13 protein-coding genes and 1 pseudogene are annotated in these 21,695 nt (G+C 36.1%); 11 read left to right on the top strand and 3 right to left on the bottom strand.

Annotated elements, in window-relative coordinates; all coding sequences use genetic code 11:
• Positions 1-72: 72 nt before the first annotated feature.
• Positions 73-399 (bottom strand): DUF6660 family protein, encoded by a 327-nt coding sequence (locus AB674_RS08955; RefSeq protein ID WP_053004236.1) that lies wholly within the window; start codon positions 397-399, stop codon positions 73-75.
• A 524-nt stretch (positions 400-923) separates the two neighbouring features.
• Entirely contained in the window at positions 924-2,021 is a 1,098-nt protein-coding gene (locus AB674_RS08950; protein ID WP_047776286.1) for a DNA alkylation repair protein, read from the bottom strand.
• A 405-nt stretch (positions 2,022-2,426) separates the two neighbouring features.
• Here AB674_RS08950 and nadC point away from each other — a divergent pair, with 405 nt between their 5' ends.
• The 5 genes from nadC to priA all read left to right on the top strand — a co-directional run bounded on the left by nadC (position 2,427) and on the right by priA (position 8,109).
• Positions 2,427-3,284 (top strand): carboxylating nicotinate-nucleotide diphosphorylase, encoded by an 858-nt coding sequence (gene nadC / locus AB674_RS08945; protein ID WP_047775832.1) that lies wholly within the window; start codon positions 2,427-2,429, stop codon positions 3,282-3,284.
• Positions 3,285-3,394: 110 nt separating this feature from the next.
• Complete coding sequence (locus tag AB674_RS08940) at positions 3,395-4,315, top strand: YihY/virulence factor BrkB family protein (RefSeq protein ID WP_047775830.1); 921 nt, start codon at positions 3,395-3,397, stop codon at positions 4,313-4,315.
• 3 nt (positions 4,316-4,318) lie between these two features.
• Entirely contained in the window at positions 4,319-4,750 is a 432-nt protein-coding gene (locus AB674_RS08935) for a DUF2147 domain-containing protein (protein ID WP_047775828.1), read from the top strand.
• A 25-nt stretch (positions 4,751-4,775) separates the two neighbouring features.
• On the top strand, positions 4,776-5,531 hold the full coding sequence (gene bla-B1-FLAV, locus AB674_RS08930; RefSeq protein ID WP_047775826.1) for a subclass B1 metallo-beta-lactamase: 756 nt from the start codon (positions 4,776-4,778) through the stop codon (positions 5,529-5,531).
• 127 nt (positions 5,532-5,658) lie between these two features.
• A complete protein-coding gene (gene priA, locus AB674_RS08925; protein WP_047775821.1) occupies positions 5,659-8,109 on the top strand; it encodes a primosomal protein N' in 2,451 nt (816 codons plus the stop codon).
• Positions 8,110-8,111: 2 nt separating this feature from the next.
• Here priA and AB674_RS08920 read toward each other — a convergent pair whose 3' ends face one another.
• The gene (locus AB674_RS08920) at positions 8,112-8,810 is read right to left on the bottom strand and encodes a LytR/AlgR family response regulator transcription factor (protein WP_026729423.1); all 699 of its coding nucleotides are present in this window, start codon (positions 8,808-8,810) and stop codon (positions 8,112-8,114) included.
• A gap of 177 nt (positions 8,811-8,987) precedes the next feature.
• Here AB674_RS08920 and rpsF point away from each other — a divergent pair, with 177 nt between their 5' ends.
• The 6 genes and pseudogenes from rpsF to AB674_RS08885 all read left to right on the top strand — a co-directional run.
• The gene (gene rpsF, locus AB674_RS08915) at positions 8,988-9,329 is read left to right on the top strand and encodes a 30S ribosomal protein S6 (RefSeq protein ID WP_047775818.1); all 342 of its coding nucleotides are present in this window, start codon (positions 8,988-8,990) and stop codon (positions 9,327-9,329) included.
• A gap of 5 nt (positions 9,330-9,334) precedes the next feature.
• Positions 9,335-9,631, top strand: coding sequence for a 30S ribosomal protein S18 (rpsR, locus tag AB674_RS08910; RefSeq protein ID WP_002987043.1), 297 nt, complete (start codon positions 9,335-9,337; stop codon positions 9,629-9,631).
• Between the two features lie 67 nt (positions 9,632-9,698).
• On the top strand, positions 9,699-10,139 hold the full coding sequence (gene rplI / locus AB674_RS08905; RefSeq protein ID WP_047775815.1) for a 50S ribosomal protein L9: 441 nt from the start codon (positions 9,699-9,701) through the stop codon (positions 10,137-10,139).
• Positions 10,140-10,238: 99 nt separating this feature from the next.
• Positions 10,239-13,436, top strand: a complete 3,198-nt coding sequence (locus AB674_RS08900; RefSeq protein WP_047775813.1) for a TonB-dependent receptor — start codon at positions 10,239-10,241, stop codon at positions 13,434-13,436.
• 109 nt (positions 13,437-13,545) lie between these two features.
• Positions 13,546-14,019: a DUF6495 family protein gene (locus AB674_RS08895; protein WP_047775811.1), complete on the top strand. Its 474-nt coding sequence runs from the start codon at positions 13,546-13,548 to the stop codon at positions 14,017-14,019.
• A gap of 1,263 nt (positions 14,020-15,282) precedes the next feature.
• Positions 15,283-21,695: pseudogene (locus AB674_RS08885) on the top strand (hypothetical protein); the annotation flags it as partial.

Below are 21,695 nucleotides of genomic sequence, written 5' to 3'. Positions count from 1 at the left end.
AAATCAGACGAAATCGGCCTGTTTTTTTGTGGTAAGTCCACAACACATCTACCCGAAATTACTCGGGCTACATTATACTATCTGAGGCGGTTGCCAGATACTTCCGTAAAAATTAGAAGTAAGAATGGAATGGTAAGAGGATAAAGGTTTTTTAATAAGTAGTGTAGGCTTATTAAAAGAAAATGAAATAACAGGAGTTGTGCTTAGTATTTGCACAGCGCAACAATTACAGCTGCAAAATGGCGGACAAAGATCCGATCCTTTTTCGTGAGATTGATCATCAATTTGGCTTACTTTTTCTGTTGCAGGTGTAGTTGCATCAGTAGCTAGCGTATCTGCACAAGGCAAAGACGATAGCACGATTAAGTAAACTGATAATATGATGTTAATCCATTTCACGGGGTAAAAATAAGGATAAAATTTTGATGGTTTATGAAAAAAATATATTTTTTGGCAGAAAAATAACATTTTTGTAGAATCTGTTTTTAACCGCAAAGTGCGCAAGGATTTACGCAAAGCACGCAAGGGCTTATGCAAGGGCCGCAAAGACCTTTTTACCCATGTGTCAGGCTGAGCGAAGTCGAAGCCCTCCTTTGTTCAACGAGCCTTCGACTTCGCTCAGGGTGACAATTGTATGAAATAGTAAATGATTGTTGTTTTGTAAAAGTTGTTTAACCGCAAAGTGCGCAAGGATTTACGCAAGGGCTGCAAAGGCCTTTTTTACCCATCTGTCAGGCTGAGCGAAGCCGAAGCCCTCCTTTGTTCAACGAGCCTTCGACTTCGCTCAGGGTGACAATTGTATGAAATAGTAAATGATTGTTGTTTTGTAAAAGTTGTTTAATCGCAAAGCACGTAAGGGCTTACGCAAGGACCGCAAAGACCTTTTTGCCCATCTGTCAGGCTGAGCGAAGTCGAAGCCCCTTTTAAACCAATTCAAAAGACAAAGTCTCGCTTTCCGTCCCATTAATAATAATCGACAGCTCATGAATTCCGATATGAAAAACACGAGTGGTGATTATTTTAAAAGATTGATTTCTCTCTACTTTGATTAATTCTTCCGGTGGATAGATTTTCTCGCTTATTTTAAAGACTTTTTTAGCTAAATGACCTTTTGCTTTTTTATAGTGAACGGCATATTCTAATCGAACCGTTTTTGGGGCTTTATTATTGTTTTTTAAATGAAATTGAAACTGTAAATAGTCTCCGATTTTTACAACAGGAGTTTTGATTTCAAAATCGGTAAGTTCAATATTAGTGCTTTCTAAGCCGTAATGACTTAATATTTCAGGATGGCCTTGTTTGAGTAAAGTTCTGCAACCGTGTTTGATAATTCCGTCCGTTTCTTTGCTGATTCCTTTCCATTTGTTGGCAATTTCAAGAACGATCTGCGGATTGTCTTTGACAATATCATTCAGGTTATTGGCTACGCTTCTGCGTACATATTCGGAGGAGTCATTTTTAAGATTTTCTAAAATAGGCAGTATAGAAACAGGGTCTTTTTTTAAGAACGGAATTGCCATTGCCCAAGGTAATCTCGAACGGCTTCCTTCGCTGGCCAATCGTCTGACATGATGATTTTCATGCAAAGACCATTTTACCATTTCAGCAATCATTTTTTCTTTGTATTTTAAAATAAATGGGCGAACGGCAAATTCACAACTAATGAATTGGGTGATGGGAACAAAGGCTTTCGTCGAAGTTTCAAAATCCTCCAAACCGTAAACTTCAATATAATCGGCAAAAAAGATAAAGGCCAGATTGCCGTCTGTAAATTTATTTTTCTTTAAGTTTTCAATGATTTTATCAATTAAAGCAACCGCTTCCGCGAAATTTTCAGGCATAAACTGATGAAAAACAACAGTGGTATGTTTCATGCGGTCTTTCCATTCTTTTTGGGCAAAATCACCTTCGTAAATGGTGTCGATGAATTTTTGTTTGTCAAATGCCGGATGTACTTCGGCTACAGCCTGACTGAATTTTTCATAGAAAGCAACCGAATAAATGTCTTTAATTAATCCCATAATTTTGTTTGAATGAATTTCAAAGATATTTAATGTTGAGCGATTTTTTATCGATTTTCGTATTAAGTTTAGTCCGGTATTCAAGGTTTGGAAACCTGGTAAAAAAGTCTTGGGAGTGATTATTTTAATCATAACTAAGATGCATTCGGTGAGACATTCTAAAGCAGAAAAGCAGTAGGAGATCTTTATGAGGCCTTAAATTTTTCTATTGGTTTTATGAAGATTGTTTTCTAAGAAATGCTTTTTTTTGACTATTGAAAATTGATTTTCAGAGGTGTTGTAAGTTTTTACTATTTTTCTTTCAGGAATTTGCGTGAATTTTGTTGTTTTAAAATTTTTAGCGTTTGTTTCACTTTCAAATCCCCAAAATATGTCCTACTTTAGCATCTTATAAAATTTTAAAAAATGATTAGCGACGTACAATTTCAAACCGAATTACAACTACTTATTAGTAACGCTATTAGAGAAGATGTAGGTACAGGCGACTATAGTTCGTTGGCTTGTATTCCTGAAGCCGCACATGGCCAGGCTAAGCTTTTGGTGAAAGATCAAGGGATTATTGCGGGTGTTGCATTGGCTAAAATGATTTTTGAATATGTAGATCCGGCATTAAAAATTAAAACTTTTATAGAAGATGGTACACATGTAGAATACGGAGATATTGTTTTTGAAGTTTCCGGAAGCTCTCAGTCCATTTTAAAATCAGAAAGAGTCGTTTTAAACACCATGCAGCGTATGTCTGCAATTGCTACAAAAACGGGGCAATATGTGGCGCTTTTAGAAGGAACAGGGGCTAAGATATTAGATACTCGTAAAACAACTCCAAATTTCAGAGTAGCCGAAAAATGGGCCGTAAAAATCGGAGGCGGTAAAAACCACCGATTTGCACTCTACGACATGGTAATGCTGAAAGACAATCATATCGATTTTGCAGGCGGAATTACACTTGCCATAAAGAAAACCAAAGACTATCTGAAGGCTAATAATTTAGATTTAAAGATCATCGTTGAGGCTAGAAATTTAGATGAAATTCGTGAAATTTTGTTAAGCGAAGGCGTTTACAGAATTTTGATTGATAATTTTAATTATGAAGATACTAAAACCGCAGTGCAATTAATCGGTACCAAATGCCAGACAGAATCTTCGGGAAATATCAACGAAAAAACCATTCGCGAATATGCTTTATGTGGTGTAAATTTCATCTCATCAGGTGCACTAACACACTCTGTTTACAATATGGACTTGAGTCTAAAAGCTTTCTAGCAGTGATCTGAATTGTAAATTATCAATTAAAGACAGAAAACAGGACCCCAATCTAAAATCTAACCTCTACAATCAAAAATCTACAATCAAAAATCTAAAATGATAAAAGTATGTCTCAAGAGATAGAAGATCGGATTGAAAAAATTCCGGTATTGCGTTCTATAGTGCGGATTTTTAAGAGAATAAAATTGCCCTGGCTAGAGGGGTTTTCGTTATATGATTTATTGGAATTATATACTTTAGGGATTCTTGAAGGCGCATTTTCGTATCATGCCAGTGCTGTTTCTTTCAGTTTTTTTATGGCCTTGTTTCCTTTTGCGTTATTCATTTTAAACTTAATCCCTTTTATTCCGATCGAAGGATTTCAGGCAGATTTTTTGCAATTTGTGCACCAGGGGGTTCCTCCAAATACCTATGATGCTATCAGTAAAATTATTAGTGATATTTTAAATAATAGTCATTCGGGTTTATTGTCTTCGGGATTTTTGCTTTCTATTTTTTTAATGGCAAATGGAATTAACGGGATTCTTAGTGGTTTTGAATCCTCTAAACATGTTTTTGATAAACGTGGTTTTTTCAGACAATATCTGGTTGCATTAGCCATCTCGCTGATTATGACCATTATTTTGTTTGTAACGGTTGCAACGATTGTGGTCTTCGAGGTTTTTATCCAGAAAACAATTATTCAGGATGTGTTGAGTGATCGTATTCCGCTGATTATTTTAGGTCGTTATGTGTTTGTAATATTAATGATTCTGATAACATCTTCGGTATTATTGCGTTATGGTACTAAGCAATATAATAAAGTGCCATTTATTAGTATAGGGTCAGTTTTTACGACGGTCTTAATTGTTATATCTTCGTTCTTTTTTGGGATTTGGGTTATAAAATTCTCAAAATACAACGAACTTTATGGTTCTATTGGTACATTATTAATTCTAATGTTTTATATTTGGATAAACTGTATGATACTGCTATTGGGGTTTGAATTGAATGCCACTATCAGAAAATTAAAACAAAAAAATAAATAAATTATGAAAAATTGGATGTTAACGATTGGGGTGTTTTTTCTAACATTAGGTACAATTCAAAGCCAGACTGTTATTGGAAAATGGAAAACAATTGACGACGAAACAGGCGAGGCAAAATCAATTGTTGAGGTCTATGAGAAATCCGGAAAAGTATACGGTAAAATTGTAGAAATACTTCGTGCAGACCATAAGAAGGATGTATGTGTAAAGTGTGACGGTGCAGAAAAAAACAAGCCAATTTTAGGCATGATTATTATAAACGGTCTTAAAAAAGACGGTAGTGAATACAATGGCGGAACTATTTTAGATCCTACAACAGGTAAAAAATACAAATGTTATATCACTTTAGAATCTGTAGATAAATTAAAACTACGTGGTTATGTTGGGCTTTCGATTATGGGAAGAACACAATATTGGTCACGAGTAAAAAACTAAAAACTCATTTTTTTAAATCGTAAAAATGCGAAAATTAGGATCGATACTATTTTTCTTAACCATGCTGTCAAGCAGTTTTGGACAAACTAAGAATTCGTTATTACCCATAAGTCATCTCACAGGTGACTTTTATGTTTATAAAACTTTTCATGATTATAAAGGAACGCTGATTTCTGCAAACGCTATGTATCTTGTAACAGACGAAGGAGTTGTATTGTTTGATGCTCCTTGGGATAAAACGCAATTTCAGCCCTTGCTGGATAGTATAAAAGCAAGACATAACAAAAAAGTGATTATGTCTTTTGCAACGCATTCTCATGATGATAGAGCCGGAGGGATAGAGTTTTACAGACAAAAAGGAATTAAAACCTATACCGGAAAAGTGACTGATGCTATTTTAAAGAAAGAGAACAAACCAAGAGCTGAATTTGTACTGCCAACTGATACTACATTTACGGTTGGGAAATATAAATTTGAGGTATATTATCCCGGAAAAGGCCATGCACCGGACAATATTGTAGTTTGGTTTGCTAATGAAAAAGTGCTCTATGGTGGTTGCTTTGTGAAAAATGCTGCTGCAGAAGACTTGGGATATTTGGGAGATTCTGACGTCAAAGAATGGGAGAAATCGATTAAGAAAGTACAAGCAAAATTTAAGAACCCGAAATATATTATTCCGGGGCATGAAGATTGGGCAGATATACGCTCTCTGGATCATACGCTGGAGTTGGTCAATAAATATAATGCTGAAAAAGCCTCAGGCAAATCAGATAAGAAATAGTTTGTAAATTCAGCTAAGACGAAACACTCTCTGTTTTTTGTTATGGCTGAATTGATACTTGTGTTTAGAATAAAAAAATGTATAGAATAATTGAATTTGTAATTGTTCTGAAATCATATAAAAATCGATGTATTTTATTGAAGTTATTTTACCGCTTTCCTTAGCTAAAACTTTTACATATAGGGTTTCTGAGGCAGAATTTCATTTTATTAAAAAAGGAATGAGGGTAGCGGTGCCTTTTGGTAAAAGCAAAGTTTATACGGCACTGGTTCTCGATGTCCATGAAAATGCCCCGACTTTGTATGAAGCCAAAGAAATCCACCAGATTTTAGATGAAAAACCTATTGCTACCGAAACCCAGATAAAACACTGGCTTTGGGTGGCGGATTATTATATGTGTGGTATTGGTGATGTGTACAGAGGTGCATTTCCGGGTGGACTATTGTTAGAAAGTGAAACAATTATTTCGCATAAAGCAGCTGTTTCGGTCAATCAAAACGAACTTTCTGATGAGGAATTCCTGATCTATGAAGCTTTGCAGCAACAGAGTTCTTTGAAGGTTCAGGATATTATTTCGATTTTAAACAAAAAAAGTATTTTTCCGGTGCTTCAAAAAATGCTGGATAAAGACATCATCGTTTTAGAAGAAGAGATAAAAGAAGGGTACAAACCGAAGCTTGTTCGATATGTAAAATTACACAGTAAATACGAAACAGACGAAGGTTTGGGGCAGCTACTGGAAGTGTTGAAAAACGCAAATAAACAGAAAGAAATAGTATTGGCTTATTTCCAGTTAACTGCTTCGGAAAAGAAGCCGGTTACCGTAAAAAAAATGATTGAAGTTTCACAGTCTACATCGACGATGGTGAAAAGGCTCATTGAAAAAGAAATTTTTGAAGAATATTTTCTGCAACAAGATCGTGTTACGTATCAGGGAAAAGCTTCGGAGAATCAATTGCAGTTGAGTGAAGTTCAAAACAAGGCATTTACTGAGATTAAAGAAATTTTTGCCGAGAAAGACGTTTGTCTGCTTCATGGTGTGACATCCAGCGGTAAAACAGAGATTTATATAAAATTGATTGAAGAGTATTTAGAACTCGGGAAACAGGTTTTGTATTTGTTGCCTGAAATTGCACTTACAACACAATTGGTTTCGCGGTTGAGATTTCATTTTGGCGATAAAATTGCTGTTTTTCATTCAAAATACAGTAATAATGAAAGGGTAGAAGTCTGGAAGCAAACATTAGAGAATGCAGCTAAAGCACAGATTGTGATAGGAGCAAGATCGGCTTTGTTTCTGCCATTTGTCGATTTAGGTTTTCTAATTGTAGACGAAGAGCATGAGCAGACATTCAAACAAACAGACCCTGCGCCACGATATCATGCCAGAGATTCGGCTGTAGTGCTGGCTAATTTTCATAAAGCCAAAGTGTTGTTGGGGTCAGCAACTCCAAGTATAGAAACCTATTTTAATACACAAGCCCAAAAATACGGTTTGGTATCCCTTACGGAGCGTTACAATAATGTTCGAATGCCGGATATTGTTCTGGTTGACTTGAAAGACAAGCATTTCAGAAAAAGAATGACAGGGCATTTTAGTGATGTGCTGCTCGAAGAAATATCCGAAGCATTAATGTTGGGGGAACAGGTGATTTTATTTCAAAACAGACGTGGTTATTCGCCCGTAATAGAATGTCTTACTTGTGGACATGTTCCGCATTGCCAGCAGTGTGATGTAAGTCTGACTTATCATAAACATAAAAACCAGTTGCGCTGTCATTATTGTGGTTATGCAATTGCTAAACCTACACATTGTCATAGTTGTTCGAGTATTGATTTGACGACAAAAGGTTTTGGTACCGAACAAATTGAACAAGAATTAGGGTCTCTTTTTCCAAAAGCCAAAACCGGAAGAATGGACCAGGATACCACCCGTGGTAAATTTGGTTTTGAAAAAATTATTGACTCTTTCAAGAATCGGGAAATTGATATTTTGGTAGGAACTCAAATGCTGGCCAAAGGTTTGGATTTTGATAATGTGAGTCTGGTTGGGATTATGAATGCAGATAATATGTTGCATCATCCGGATTTCAGAGCTTTCGAGCGCAGTTTTCAAATGATGACACAGGTTGCCGGAAGAGCCGGAAGAGCTGAAAAACAGGGGAAAGTTGTAATTCAAACCTATAATCCAAATCACAATACCATTCAACAGGTAACGACCAATAATTATATAGGTATGTATAAGGAACAATTATACGATCGTCAGATCTATAAATATCCGCCTTACTTTAGAATTATTAAGCTGACTTTGAAGCATCGCGATTTTGATAAGTTAAAAGAAGGTTCAATGTGGTTGTATCAGGTGTTGAGTCAAAACCTCAATATGCCTGTGCTTGGTCCTGAAGAACCTGCAATAAACAGAATAAGGAACGAATACATCAGAACGATCTTAATTAAAATTCCGCAAAATCTGCCTTTGGGAAGTACAAAAAAAACTATTCAGAAAATGCTGAATAGTTTTGAAGCGGTTGGACAATACCGACCTATTAAGGTGGTAATAAACGTCGATTTTTATTAAAATTAAGACGAAGTAGAAAGAGCTTTCACTAAGTCTTCTTTTTTGTTTCTGCTTAAAGGTATTTTTGTGATTCCTATTTCTGCAAATTTGCTGTTAAATCGTTCTACTTTATCGATATTGATGATATAAGACTTGTGTACACGAATAAACTTGTCTTTTGATAAATCATTCTCAAAAGATTTCATTGTAGAAAGAACCAAATTACTGTCGTCTTCGGTTACTACTCTTACGTAGTCTCCAAAAGCTTCAATCCATTTGATTTTCGCAGTAAAAATTTTAAGTTTCTTAAGATTACTTTTGATGAAAATATGTTCACCTTCTTCTTCTTTTACTTCTTTTTTAAGCAGATGCATGTCAATGGCTCTTTTTACGGAAGCATTAAAACGGTCTACGGCAATAGGTTTTTGAAGATAATCGGTAGCATCATAATCAAAAGCTTTTAAAGCATATTCAGCTTTAGAAGTAATGAATATAATTTGCGGCTTGGACTTTAGTCCGTCAAGGAAGTCAAAACCGTTAATAACAGGCATTTCAATATCAAGGAATATTAAATCTATATTATTTAAAGAGATACAACTTTTGGCTTCAATCGCATTCGAGAAGTCACCGATTAAATGCAAACCTGGGTGATTATTGACTAGTTTGGCGATAATGGTTCTTTGTATAGAACTATCATCTACAACAACACAGTTTAGTTTCATAACATTCAAATTTAGAATAAATTCAGGATAGCAGTAGTAAATATATTATTATTTTAGTAAAAAAACTAAATTTAGATTTTATTTTTTGCTTTACAACGAATAAACGTAAAAAAGTGTTGGATATATAAATAAAATGTCTACTTTTGCACCCAATTTTAACAAATAAATATTGTATTTATGAATCATTATGAAACTGTTTTCATTTTAAATCCCGTTTTATCTGAGGTTCAGGTGAAGGAAACAGTAACGAAATTTGAAGAATTTCTTACTAGTAGAGGAGCTGAAATGGTATCTAAAGAGGATTGGGGTCTTAAAAAAATGGCTTACGAAATCCAAAACAAAAAAAGTGGTTTTTATCACTTATTTGAGTACAAAGTAGCTGGAGAAGTCCTAATTGCTTTTGAAACTGAATTTAGACGTGATGAGAGAATTATGCGTTTCTTAACTGTAAGTTTAGATAAACATGCGATCTCTTGGGCTGAAAGAAGAAGAACTAAATTAAAATCTACTAAAGCTTAATTATTATGTCTACAATAGAGCAATCTGCAAAAGGAAAAAAAGACGGAGATATCAGATATTTAACGCCTTTAAACATTGAAACTAACAAAACTAAAAAGTACTGTCGTTTCAAAAAATCAGGAATCAAATACATCGATTATAAAGATGCTGATTTCTTATTGAAATTCGTTAACGAACAAGGAAAAATTCTTCCACGTCGTTTAACTGGAACTTCTTTAAAATACCAAAGAAAAGTGTCTGTAGCTGTGAAAAGAGCACGTCACTTAGCTTTAATGCCATACGTGGCCGATTTATTAAAATAATTTAAAAACTCAGTTGTTGGTTTCCCGTTAAAACGGAACCTAACTTCTAAAATATAAGGACAACAACATGGAACTTATTTTAAAACAAGACGTACAAAACTTAGGTTTTAAAGATGATGTAGTATCAGTAAAACCAGGTTACGGACGTAACTTTTTAATTCCTCAGGGATTCGGTATTTTAGCTACTCCTTCTGCAAAGAAAGTATTAGCTGAAAACCTAAAACAAAGAGCTCACAAAGAAGCTAAAGTTGTTGCTGATGCAAGAGCGTTAGCTGAAACTTTAAAAGCTCTAGAGATTAAACTTACTGCTAAAGCTGGTGGAGAGAAACTTTTTGGTTCTATCACAAACATCGATATTGCTGACGCATTAGCTAAATCTGGTAACGCTATTGATAGAAAATTCATCACTAGTGGTATCGTAAAACGTACAGGAAAATATGCAGCTAGCATCCGTTTACACAGAGATGTTATTGTTGAATTAGCGTACGAAATTATTGCAGAGAAATAACAGACCGTTAACTTTTTGTTAATAAAATATAAGAATCACTCCTCGGAGTGATTTTTTTTTGGTTAATTTTGAGATTATAACTCACACAAAACCAAGAAAATGAAAAAATTATTTGCACTATTGTTATGTGTTTTCAGCCTTACTGTTGGTTTAGGGCAGACTACAACATCGAGTATCAAGGGTATTGTAAAAAGTTCAACCAACGAACTGTTGCCCGGAGCTACGATCCTGGCGATTCATACTCCGACGGGTTCAAAGTACTCTTCTTTGTCTAATGAAGATGGAAGATTTAATATTTTGAACATGAGAATTGGCGGCCCCTATAAGATTATTGTCACTTTTGTTGGTTACCAAAATCAAGAGTACAATGATGTTTATCTTGATTTAGGGAAAGTTTTTAATTTAGATGTTCTTTTAGCCAGCGAAAGCCAGGCTTTGGAAGAAGTTAAAGTAGTGTCTAAAAATAAAGTTTTTCAAAGTGGAAGAACAGGCGCTGAAACCACAATTGGAAGAAGAGAGTTAACCGCCTTGCCTACCATTTCGAGATCAGCAGAAGACTTTACTCGTTTGGAACCGACTGCCAGCGGAGGATCCTTTGGAGGTAGAAACGATCAGTATAACAATTACTCTTTAAACGGAGCGATTTTTAATAATCCTTTTGGACTTGACGCCGCAACTCCGGGTGGGCAAACCAATGCTCAGCCTATTTCATTAGATGCGATCGATCAGATTCAGGTGGCGACTGCTCCTTATGATGTTACTTTATCCGGTTTTACAGGGGCTTCTGTAAATGCTGTTACCAAATCCGGAAGTAATGAGTATCATGGTACTGCTTATGTATTTTATAGAAATCAGGATTTAACGGGAAGCAAAATTAAAGGAGAAAAAATATTTGTACCCTCTTTAGAACAAACTCAGGCCGGGTTTAGTTTAGGTGCTCCGATTATTAAGGATAAATTATTCATTTTCGGGAATTTCGAAATTGATAAAAGAAACGATTTAGGCTCTAACTTTATCGCTAACAATAATGATGGGGTTACCGGAATCAATGAATCCAGAGTTTTAGAATCCGATTTAATTGCGGTATCAAATGCGCTGATGAATTTAAAAGACGCCAATGGTAATAACTTTAATTACAATCCGGGTGCCTATCAGGGATTTATTCATGAATCAAATTCAACAAAAGGAATTATCAAGTTGGATTGGAATATAACGGATAATCATAAACTGGCGCTTATTTACAATTTTCTTGATGCTTCAAAAGATAAACCGGCACATCCAACTGCTTTAGGATTCAGAGGTCCAAATGCTTCTATTCTTCAATTTCAGAATGCAGGTTATCAGATCAACAATAAGCTGAGCTCTTTTTTATTGGAACTAAACTCAAAATTCAGTGAATCTGTTTCTAATAAACTTCAGGCAGGATATACTTATTTTAATGACTTTAGAGATCCGTTTTCATCTCCTGCTCCGGTTATTAATATTCAGGACGGATCGGGATCAAATTATATTATAGCGGGTCATGAACCTTTTTCGATCAACAATACACTTAAACAAAGAGTAATTCAGATTACTGATAACCTGACCTATATTAATGGAAGTCATGTGTTTACTTTTGGAACTTCTTTCGAGAAATTCAACTTCGAGAATTCTTTCAATTTAGCAGGTTATGATAATTTTGGAAATCCAAATGGGTATGCGGGGACTTTCTTTACGCCTTATTTTACAACGCAGGCTTTTTTGGATGATGCGGCTAAACCCTATGCGACAAGTATCATAGCTCAGAACATGCAATATGCAATAGATACGTATAATTCTAAAGGGAATTTTAAAGCCGGTGAAGATCATGGTTGGAAATTAGCAGAATTAAACGTTGGACAGTGGGCTTTTTACGCACAGGATGATTGGAGTATCACAGATAATTTTAAATTGTCAATAGGATTAAGAGCTGATAAGCCTTTGTATTTTAATACCGCAGATCTGATTCAGAAATATATAGATACGGATAATGGCGGAGCAGGAAGAGATTATAGTATTAAATATTATGATCCGTCAAACGGACAAGTGACACCGTTAATTTCTACCAATTTGCCTAGTGATAAAATTTTGTGGTCGCCAAGACTTGGTTTTAACTGGGATGTAAGTGGTAATGCAACATCACAGCTTCGTGGAGGATCGGGAATTTTTACAGGCCGAATTCCGTTTGTTTGGTTAGGGAACCAGGTAAGTGGTGCTGATGATAGCTTTTTGCAGATTATGGATCCGGATTATAAATGGCCACAAGTTTGGAGAACCAGTGTAGGTTATGACCATAAATTTGAAGGAAATTATATTTTAACTCTTGATATGTCTTATAACAAAGATATTAATGGTGTTCATGTGCAAAACTGGGGTTTAAAAGATCCGACTGGAACTTTAGGTGGTGTCGACAGCAGACTAATTTATACAGCGGCTGATAAAGGAACAAACAATGCCTACGTAATGGGGAATTCCAATAAAGGATTTGCGTTTAATAGTTCGATTAAACTTCAGAAAACTTTTGAGAATGGATTTTATGCCAGTGTAGCGTACAATTATTTAGTGTCTAAAGATGTGAACTCTATTGAAGCGGAGATTACCGGAGATGCATTTGCTTTTAATCCTGCATTAGGAAATGTAAATAAGGATGTGCTTTCTAATTCTAAATATGGAGATAACAACCGTTTTATTGGTGTAGCATCAAAAAAATGGAAATACGGGCGCGATAAATGGGCTACGACAGTTTCTACTTTCTTTGAATATGCCAGAGGGGGACGTTTTAGCTATACCTATGGAGGAGACATTAATAACGACGGATCGGGTGTGAATGATTTGATTTATATCCCAACGACTGCTGAAATAGGACTAATGACATTTACGGGGGGAGCTGCACAAGGAGCTGCTTTTGATAAATTTATTGAGCAGGATGATTATTTAAGAGACAGGAGAGGAGAATATGCAGAACGTTACGGCGCAATTTCTCCTTGGAGAGGGAAATGGGATATGAAAATTTTACAAGATTTTAATTTCAAAGTCTCATCTGCCTCAGAAAAAAAGAATACCATCCAGTTTAGTATTGATATTTTAAATGTTGGAAATTTACTTAATTCGGATTGGGGAGTTGTTCAGGTGCCTACAAGTGTTCAGCCTATCGGTGTTTCCGTTGTTGGAAATACACCAACTTATACCTTTACCAATACACAAACAAAAACATTTAGCTACGATGCCAGTCTGAACTCCAGATGGCAAATGCAATTTGGTGTTAGATATATTTTCTAATCGAGTAAAGATATTGTAAATTTGCCCCCTCAATTGAGGGGGCTTTTTTTGTTTAAAAATTTAGATGTTTATAAAGCTATTTAGAGGGGTTTAATTTGAAAAAATAATAATGAAATACGCAAGATTAACAAAAGAGCAATTTGACGAGCTACACGCAGAATTTTCAAACTTTTTGGCCACGCAAACTATTGATAAAGCAGAGTGGGATTCTATTAAAGAAAACAAACCTGAAGTTGCAGAACAGGAGTTGGATGTTTTTTCAGATTTAATCTGGGAAGGTGTTTTATCCAGAGCTGAATTTTTGGAGCATTTTTCCCGAAACCATATCTTTTTGTTTCAATGTTTCGAAACGCATGTGCAATCAATAGTTTTAAAAGCATTGGTTCCTGAAACTGATTTTCTGACCAAAGAGGGTTTACAATGGTTGAGTGACAATATGTTTACGGACAATATTGAAATGAAAGTTGGAAAAAAGGTGTTTACAGAAGACAGAAATGCTTCTATTTTTGAATTGATTCAGCAAGGTGCTTTTTTAAGTGACGGGCAATTATTTAAACAAATCAATACGATTATAGAATCATAACCATTTAGAAAGTATTGAAAGTATAGAGGAGGTAAACGATTGATGTTAAATTGTTTACCTTTTTTTAGTTTTTTAACTTTTGTTTAAACTTTTTTTCTTTTTTGACCCCGTATTTCTACGTGCTTTTTTGTGAAATATGCAATACAGCCTGTTTTTAGAGCTAAATTGTAAGTTTTACTTTTCAAATTTGCACTTTAGCTGTTATTCTGATCAATCGTCGAGTTTTATTTGTAATACTTTACTTTCTTTTTGTGTTTTAGTAAAACTATTTTTATTTTTTTTAACGTTAAACGAAGTCGCTTTTGGTATAAAAACTATTGATTTATATGCCATTTAGAGCATTTCTTTGTTCATTAGTATGAATTTAGTATAGTATACTCAAAAAAACATACTTGTTTTATATTTTCCTTTTTTATAATTTTAAGTAGTGAAAGTTAAACAAAATGCTTTTTTGTACTTTTTCAAAAATACCTATTAAATAGTAAGTAATCTGATTACTTCATTAAAGAAGAGACAGGTTACAATTTTATGTTTTTTTTGCAGGATTTTAAATTTGAAGATTTTAGTAATAACTTAAATTAATCTGCTTATGGAATTGACATTTACTTTCTTTATCGAGTTTACATTTGGTGTTTTTATTATTTTAGCTTTACTCTTTATTTACAGAATTAAAATTAAGATGTCTTCGATTCTTAATTTTGATTGGATTGTAAACTTTTTCCAAAGATTTTCCCGTTACGTCAATTTTGTATTTTCAAACCCCAGTCAGCGGTTTGTTAATTAGCAGTTTTATGCTAATGATATTTCTTTAATTAAGAAATAGTATTTATTAAAATTAATGTATTCAATTTTTTAGAGTCAACTCTAAATAAAGAAGTTTATAGAAGGCCTAATCATCTTTCTATAGTGATTGAAACATACCAAATATTTTAAAGAATTCCCCAATTCTTCCAAGCTTATAATTTTCATCGCTGAAAATTAATACTACAACAAATCACTTCATAGGGAAGATTGATCCAGGTCAGTATTCCAAAAAATTTTGAGTCCGTTTTTTATTCACATTGAATAAGAAATGCTCGGCAGCATATTTAATTTAACCAAATTACAATATTATTTTTTTTAAGAAATAGATTTTAAGTCCTTAGTTTTTAAGGCTTTAGGTTTTGTTTTAATCAATTGATTATTAGTGCTTTTTTGAATTGCCTAAGTATACGTACTTATCGCAAGAGGTATTTTATTGTCCATTTTCTAATCTTCCAAATTATGAAAAAAAATTTTACTTTTTATGATCTCCATTTTATGAAGAGATTGTTAGGACTATTATTTTTATTGTTTTTATGCAATAAAACATTTGCGCAAACATTCTGTAGACCAGTATCACAAACGAATGGTATTTCTGGTATATGTGTTGGCTCAAGTATAACTAATCCTACGGCAGCTTTCGACAATGATCCCGGTTTGACCACCTTTACGACTATGAATACGGTCGTCGGGGTTTTGTGTTCGGTCCAGGAAACAATGGTCTTGAACCAAACAGCTAAAGCTGGTGATGAAATTGTCTTTTACATTGGTAACGGCAGTGGCTTACTTAGTTTAGGATTGTTATCTACGGGTACCATTCAGGCTAAGTTAAATGGCACTAATGCAGGACCAAGTGTTGCAATGGATAGTCCTTTGCTTAATTTAAGTTTGCTTCCGGGTAATACAACCGGAATATTAAAGTTTAAGCTGACAAGTGATGCCAATCAGGTTCAAATTCAGCTGGGAGGTGTTTTAAGTGCCTTAGTTAATTTAAGAATTTATGATGTTCGTTTAGAGTTTGCAGACCCAACAGTGACAGGCGGTTTAAGCCAGACTGTTTGCTCTGGAAATTCTATTACATTAACAGCAGCTCCTTCAGCGGGAACTACTTTGGCATGGTACGATTCGGCAACTTCTACAACGGCTTTAATAGGAGGGAACTCTTTTTCAAGTCCAGCTTTAACGGCCAATACAACCTATTATATTGGAGTTACAAGGGCAGCAGGTTGCGAAAGTAATGAGAGGATACCGGTTGTTGTAAATGTCTCGAATCCAGTCGCACCGGTAATTAGTACAACCGGAACTGCAATTTGTTCGAGTGGTAGTACACAGCAAACCACTTTATCTGTCATAAATCCAATTTTAGGAACTACTTATAATTGGTATACTGCAGCAAGTGCTGGAACACTTTTAGCTTCAGGAAGCAGCTATAGCCCAACCGTTTCGGTGGGCACTACTAGTTTTTACGTAGAAGCAGTTATAGGCTCTTGTTTAAGTTCAACCCGAACTCAAGTTGATGTGGTGTCAACAGCAGTCCCTGCGCTTCCTACAGTTTTAACACAAAGTGTAACAATACAATCAGGACAAAACGCGATATTAAGCGCAACAAGTTCAGAACCGGGAGTAACTATAAATTGGTATGATGTAGCCACCGGAGGAACCGTTCTGGCTAGTAATTCTCCAACCTTTACGACTCCGGTACTAACAGCCACTAAAACGTATTACGCAGAGGCACAAAGTGCTGCAGGTAGTTGTGTGAGCAGCACCAGAGTACCTGTACTAGTAACCGTTATAAGTACACCGCCGGGAAGTTGTCTGCAGGCAAATAGTCAGGTCACTACTTTAAATGGACTTTGTTTATTATGTACTTCAACAAATCCTAACAATTCGGTAGATGGTAGTGCTACAACAGCAGCACAGCTAACGGTTCCTGTTGGTTTAGTAAACGGATGGGTTCAACAAACGCTTCAATTTAATAATCCGGGTAAAACAGGAGATATTGTAGATGTTGATTTAGAATTACCTTCTGGTCTTCTTGATTTGTCTTTATTGAATTATATTAGTTTGGCTACTTATAATGGAGCGACTTTTAATAACGATAGAGTTTCAATTAATAATATAGTAAGTATACAATTATTAGGAGGAAATAAATTTAGAGCCAGTGTAACTGCCGGTGCCAATTTTGACCGTGTCGAAGTTCGATTAGGTGGTTTGGCTACTCTTTTAACCAGTGTGAATATTTATCAGGCTGCTTACCGATATAAAGTACCTACTGTTACCGGAAATACAACAATTTGTAGTGGACAAACCACAACATTAACGGCAGGTCTTGCTGTTGGTGAAACAATTGCTTGGTTTGATGCTTTAACAGGAGGAAATTTATTAGCCAGTACAGCATCCTATACTACTCCGGTTTTGACCTCGGCGGTAACTAATTATATACAGATCACCAGAAATGGCTGTGTAAATAGTGAGCGCTCGGCGGTACAAGTATTGATTGATAATCCGCTGGCACCAATAGTGGCTGCTGTTCCTGCAAGTATTTGTAGCGGACAGACTTCAACTATAACCATTCAATCTCCGGTGCTTGGTACAATTTATAAATGGTATGATGCGGCGGCGGCTGGAACTTTGTTGTTTACGGGAACTTCTTTCGTAACACCAAATTTAACAGCAAACACCAGTTATTATATAGAAGCGGGAATTAACAGTTGTATAAGCGCTTTAAGAACGCAAGTCGACGTTACCGTTAATCCATTACCGGCTGCTCCAATTGCGGCATCGTCTAATGTGATCATTCAGTCCGGACAAAGTGTTAGTTTGCAAGTATCAAGTCCTGAACCGAATGTTGAATTTGATTGGTATGACGCAGCTGTTGGCGGGACATTATTAGCTACTGCCACAAGCACTTATGTAACACCAGTGCTAACAGCAAATACAACTTATTATGTTACAGCGAGAGGTCTTCTTTCCAGTTGTATAAGTAGTGTAAGAACACCTATTAATGTTGTAGTAAGTGCTTCAATTAGTTCTTGTTTGCAAGCCAATTCGGAGGTTGTTACTAAAGGAGGAACGACAATATGTTTATTATGTAGCTCAAATAATGATGGAAATGCTGCTGATGGGGATGTAACAACAGCTTCAACACTTAACATTCCTTTAGGATTATTAGGAGATCATATTGAGCAAACATTAACGTTCACTACTTCTGGTCAATCAGGTGATATTATAGATGTTGAATTGGGAATTCCTACCGGACTTCTTGATATTAGTCTTCTTTCCAATATCACTTTACAAAGTTTTAATTCAGGTGTTCCTAATAGTGATCAGATTTCTATTAGTTCACTTGTGGATATCCAACTATTAGGAGGAAATCGTTTTAAAGCTAGTTTTACAGCTGGTGGTGCCTTTACCAGTGTTCGAGTTCAATTAAACGGACTTGCTACTGTTCTGACCAGTCTGAATATTTATGATGCATCATTTAGATATAAAAATGCAACTGTTACAGGAGCTTCTTCACCTATATGCAGTGGACAAACGGCCACTTTGAACGCCAGTACAACTGCAATAGGAGAAACATTTAAATGGTTTGACTCCGCAACCGGAGGCATAGAGCTTTCTGCTTTAGCAAGTTATACTACACCTTCCTTAACAGCGTCAACAACGTATTATCTGGAAGCAACCCGTGGTGGTTGTATCAATACGGTTCGCGAACCAATTACAGTGACCGTATCTCCATTTGCAACAGCAGCAAATATTACAATTGCAAGTCCTGTTGAAGCTTCTTGTGCCGGAGTAGTTACACTTTCTCCGACATCAGCTTTGGTGGGAGCACAATTTAAATATTATGGAGACCAGGCTAAGACTATTCCAATTTTAGACGCGGGTACCGGTGGATCAGGTGAAACTTATGCAATAAATCCAACTACCTATGCTTTGACGGTTAGTGGTTTAACAGCTGGAGCATCGCCTTACTCTTATTTTATTTCCGTTGTGAATGCAACCAATTGCGAAAATGAGGCAGGAAATTTAAAAGAGGTAACCGTTACCTATCCAACAACGACAGCTTTAACTGTAATAGCAGTTCCACTACAAGGATGTGGAAGCGTTAATTTGAAAGATGCAATAGTTGGTTTCGATACTTCAGGAAATACAACTTATACTTTTTATGATCCGTCAAATGCGATTATAACTGCAGACGCTGCAGCAAGTGTAAGCACAAGCGGCGTTTACTCTATTCAGGCGCAGGGCAATGGAATTACCTGTCCTTCGTCTAAACAAACGGTAACCGTAACGATCAATGCCTTACCAACTTTGGTGGTAACACCTTCGATATCTGTGAATACTGGAAGCAATGTAGCTTTAAACGCAGTATCTGATGGAACATTGGCATGGTTTGATCCACAAGGGAATGCTTTAGTAGGACCAGCCTTTGAAACTGGTGTATTAAACACCCCTGGAATTTATACTTATACAGTAGTAGCAAGTAATGCGAATTGTACAAGAACCGGAACTGTTTCTATTAATGTTATTGACCTGAATAGTTGTCAATCATTAACAGAACGAGTTTATGCTACTACACAAACCTTTGGGTTTAATATAACAGGAGGAGTATCAAATCCGGGTAATGCCGTTGACGGAAGTACTCGAACGTACTCTACCATTACAACCGGAATTGGACTTTTAGGAGTTGGGACTACCTGGCAAGATTTGAAATGGCCGGCCAATATTGTAAAAGGAACTCCGGTAACGGTTAAGTTGGGAACTGAATTAAGTCTTTTGGCCTTAGGACAAAACCTATCTGTGATCGGAACTAAAAATGGAGTAAACATAGGAACTTTTCAAACGGTTTCAGGATCATTGTTGAACCTATTGTCAGGAGACAGTGCTTTCGAGTTTACTTTTGTTCCAAGTGATGGTACCGGACCACAAGATTATGATGGAATAAAAATTCAAATGGCATCACTTGTAAGTGTAGCACAAAGCACAAAAGTATATGATGCTTATTATACAAGATCAGTTTCTACTGTAGCATGTACTCCTGGAGATATTCAGGATATTTATTACGGAGCAGTAGATTTAGGAGTAGGAGCTTTGACTGCTACAGTGGGTGTTAGCGATGCATGGAATGTAGCAGATAACGATATCAGTACTTTTGCTACTATGTACAGCGGTGTTGGGGCACTTGCTGCGGCTGATTTAACTGTAGCATTTAAAACTCCCTCAATAGTAAGTGATACTTTAAGAATAGTAATCTCAAAACCGGGAACTATTTTAGCAATTAATTTACTTACCGGATTTACGATTCAACGCTATTTAGGTGATGTTGCGGTTGGAACTCCGATAGACAATACAAGCACCTTGTTAAGTTTGAAATTGTTAGCAGGTGATTCAATGGCTATCGTTTTAGTGAATTCGCAACCTGAACCTTATGACAGAGTTAGAATTCGTTTTGGTGGTGTTGCGGGAGTACTGGATAATTTAAGAGTTCATACCGTTGACCGAGTAGCCAATACGAAAGTAGTAGGGGGTGACATAAATAATAAGGTCACGGTCTGTCCGGGAACGGCGGTCACGCTCCAGATACCCGAAGTAGCTTGTTCAACTTATAAATGGTATGACGCACCAACAGGAGGTAATGTTGTGGCAACCGGTATTTCTTATACTATTCCGACTACCTTGGCGGCAGGAATTTATAAATATTATATACAACCGGTAAGATACAACTGTGAAGCTTTTACAAGAGGAGAAGTAACCGTTGAGGTTAGAGCTTCAAGCCCGGTAAATGCTTTAACAAATATTACTTTAAACGGAGGAGCAGTTACTTCTATTTGTTCTCCATCTGGAACCGTAACTTTAGCAACTGGCTTAAGTGGTACTCCGGTACTAACAAATCCGATATATTATTGGTATAGTTTTGATGGAACAACAAGTCAGTTAATTGCGGGAGAAACAACTGCCCAATTAATTGTAAACGGTTTAATACCGGGAACCTATACTTATTATGTAGGGGTTAGTTCAGATGAATTATGTGAAACCGCGGCGATAGATAGAAAACAGATTACATTTACAATACTGCCTCCTTCTATCAAGACCGATATTCTGGTTGACGGGACATCCGTATGTCATAACATAGCGGCATCCTTGACACCAACCGCACCTACTTTAACAAATGCAGTATTTACGTGGTATTTGGATGCGAATAAAACGCAGCCTATAACAAATGGAGCTGTTATTGGAGGAGTTACTTATGCAATAAGCGGCACAGGTGTTTTAACAGCAACTGGCTTAACAAAAGCCTTGAGTCCAATTATATATTATGTGGCCGTTTCCAGTGATGGAACCTGCGAAAATATTGCCGGCACACTTCAGGAAGGGACAATAGTTATAATTGATCCTAATACGCCAACTACAACCGATACTACTCAGGATTTCTGTTTGATAAATGCTCCGACTTTTGCGAGTATTCAGGTAAATGAAAGTAATGTAGTTTGGTATAATGTAGCAACGGGAGGAACTGCTTTTGCACCAACAGCGGCATTGACCAGCGGAGTTTATTATGGTGCTGTTTTAGACCTTTTAAACAGTTGTGAGAGTTCCGTTCGTTTGCAGGTAACTATCAGTGTAACCGATCCGGGCACACCAACGACTACAGATACCACGCAAGATTTCTGTTTGGTAAACGCACCAACCTTTGCGAGTATTCAAACGAATCAAGCTAATGTCGTTTGGTACAGCGTTGCAACAGGAGGAGTAGCGATTGCACCAACAACAGCTTTAACGAGCGGTACTTATTATGCTGCCTTGTTAGACGCTACAACAGGTTGTCAAAGTAATGTGAGATTATTAGTTACGATCAGTGTAACCGATCCGGG

The organism is Flavobacterium sp. ABG (assembly GCF_001027725.1).
Taxonomy (GTDB): Bacteria; Bacteroidota; Bacteroidia; order Flavobacteriales; family Flavobacteriaceae; genus Flavobacterium; species Flavobacterium cupriresistens.
The sequence above is the reverse complement of the archived record's forward strand: the minus strand, read 5'-3'. Positions and strand labels throughout refer to the sequence as shown.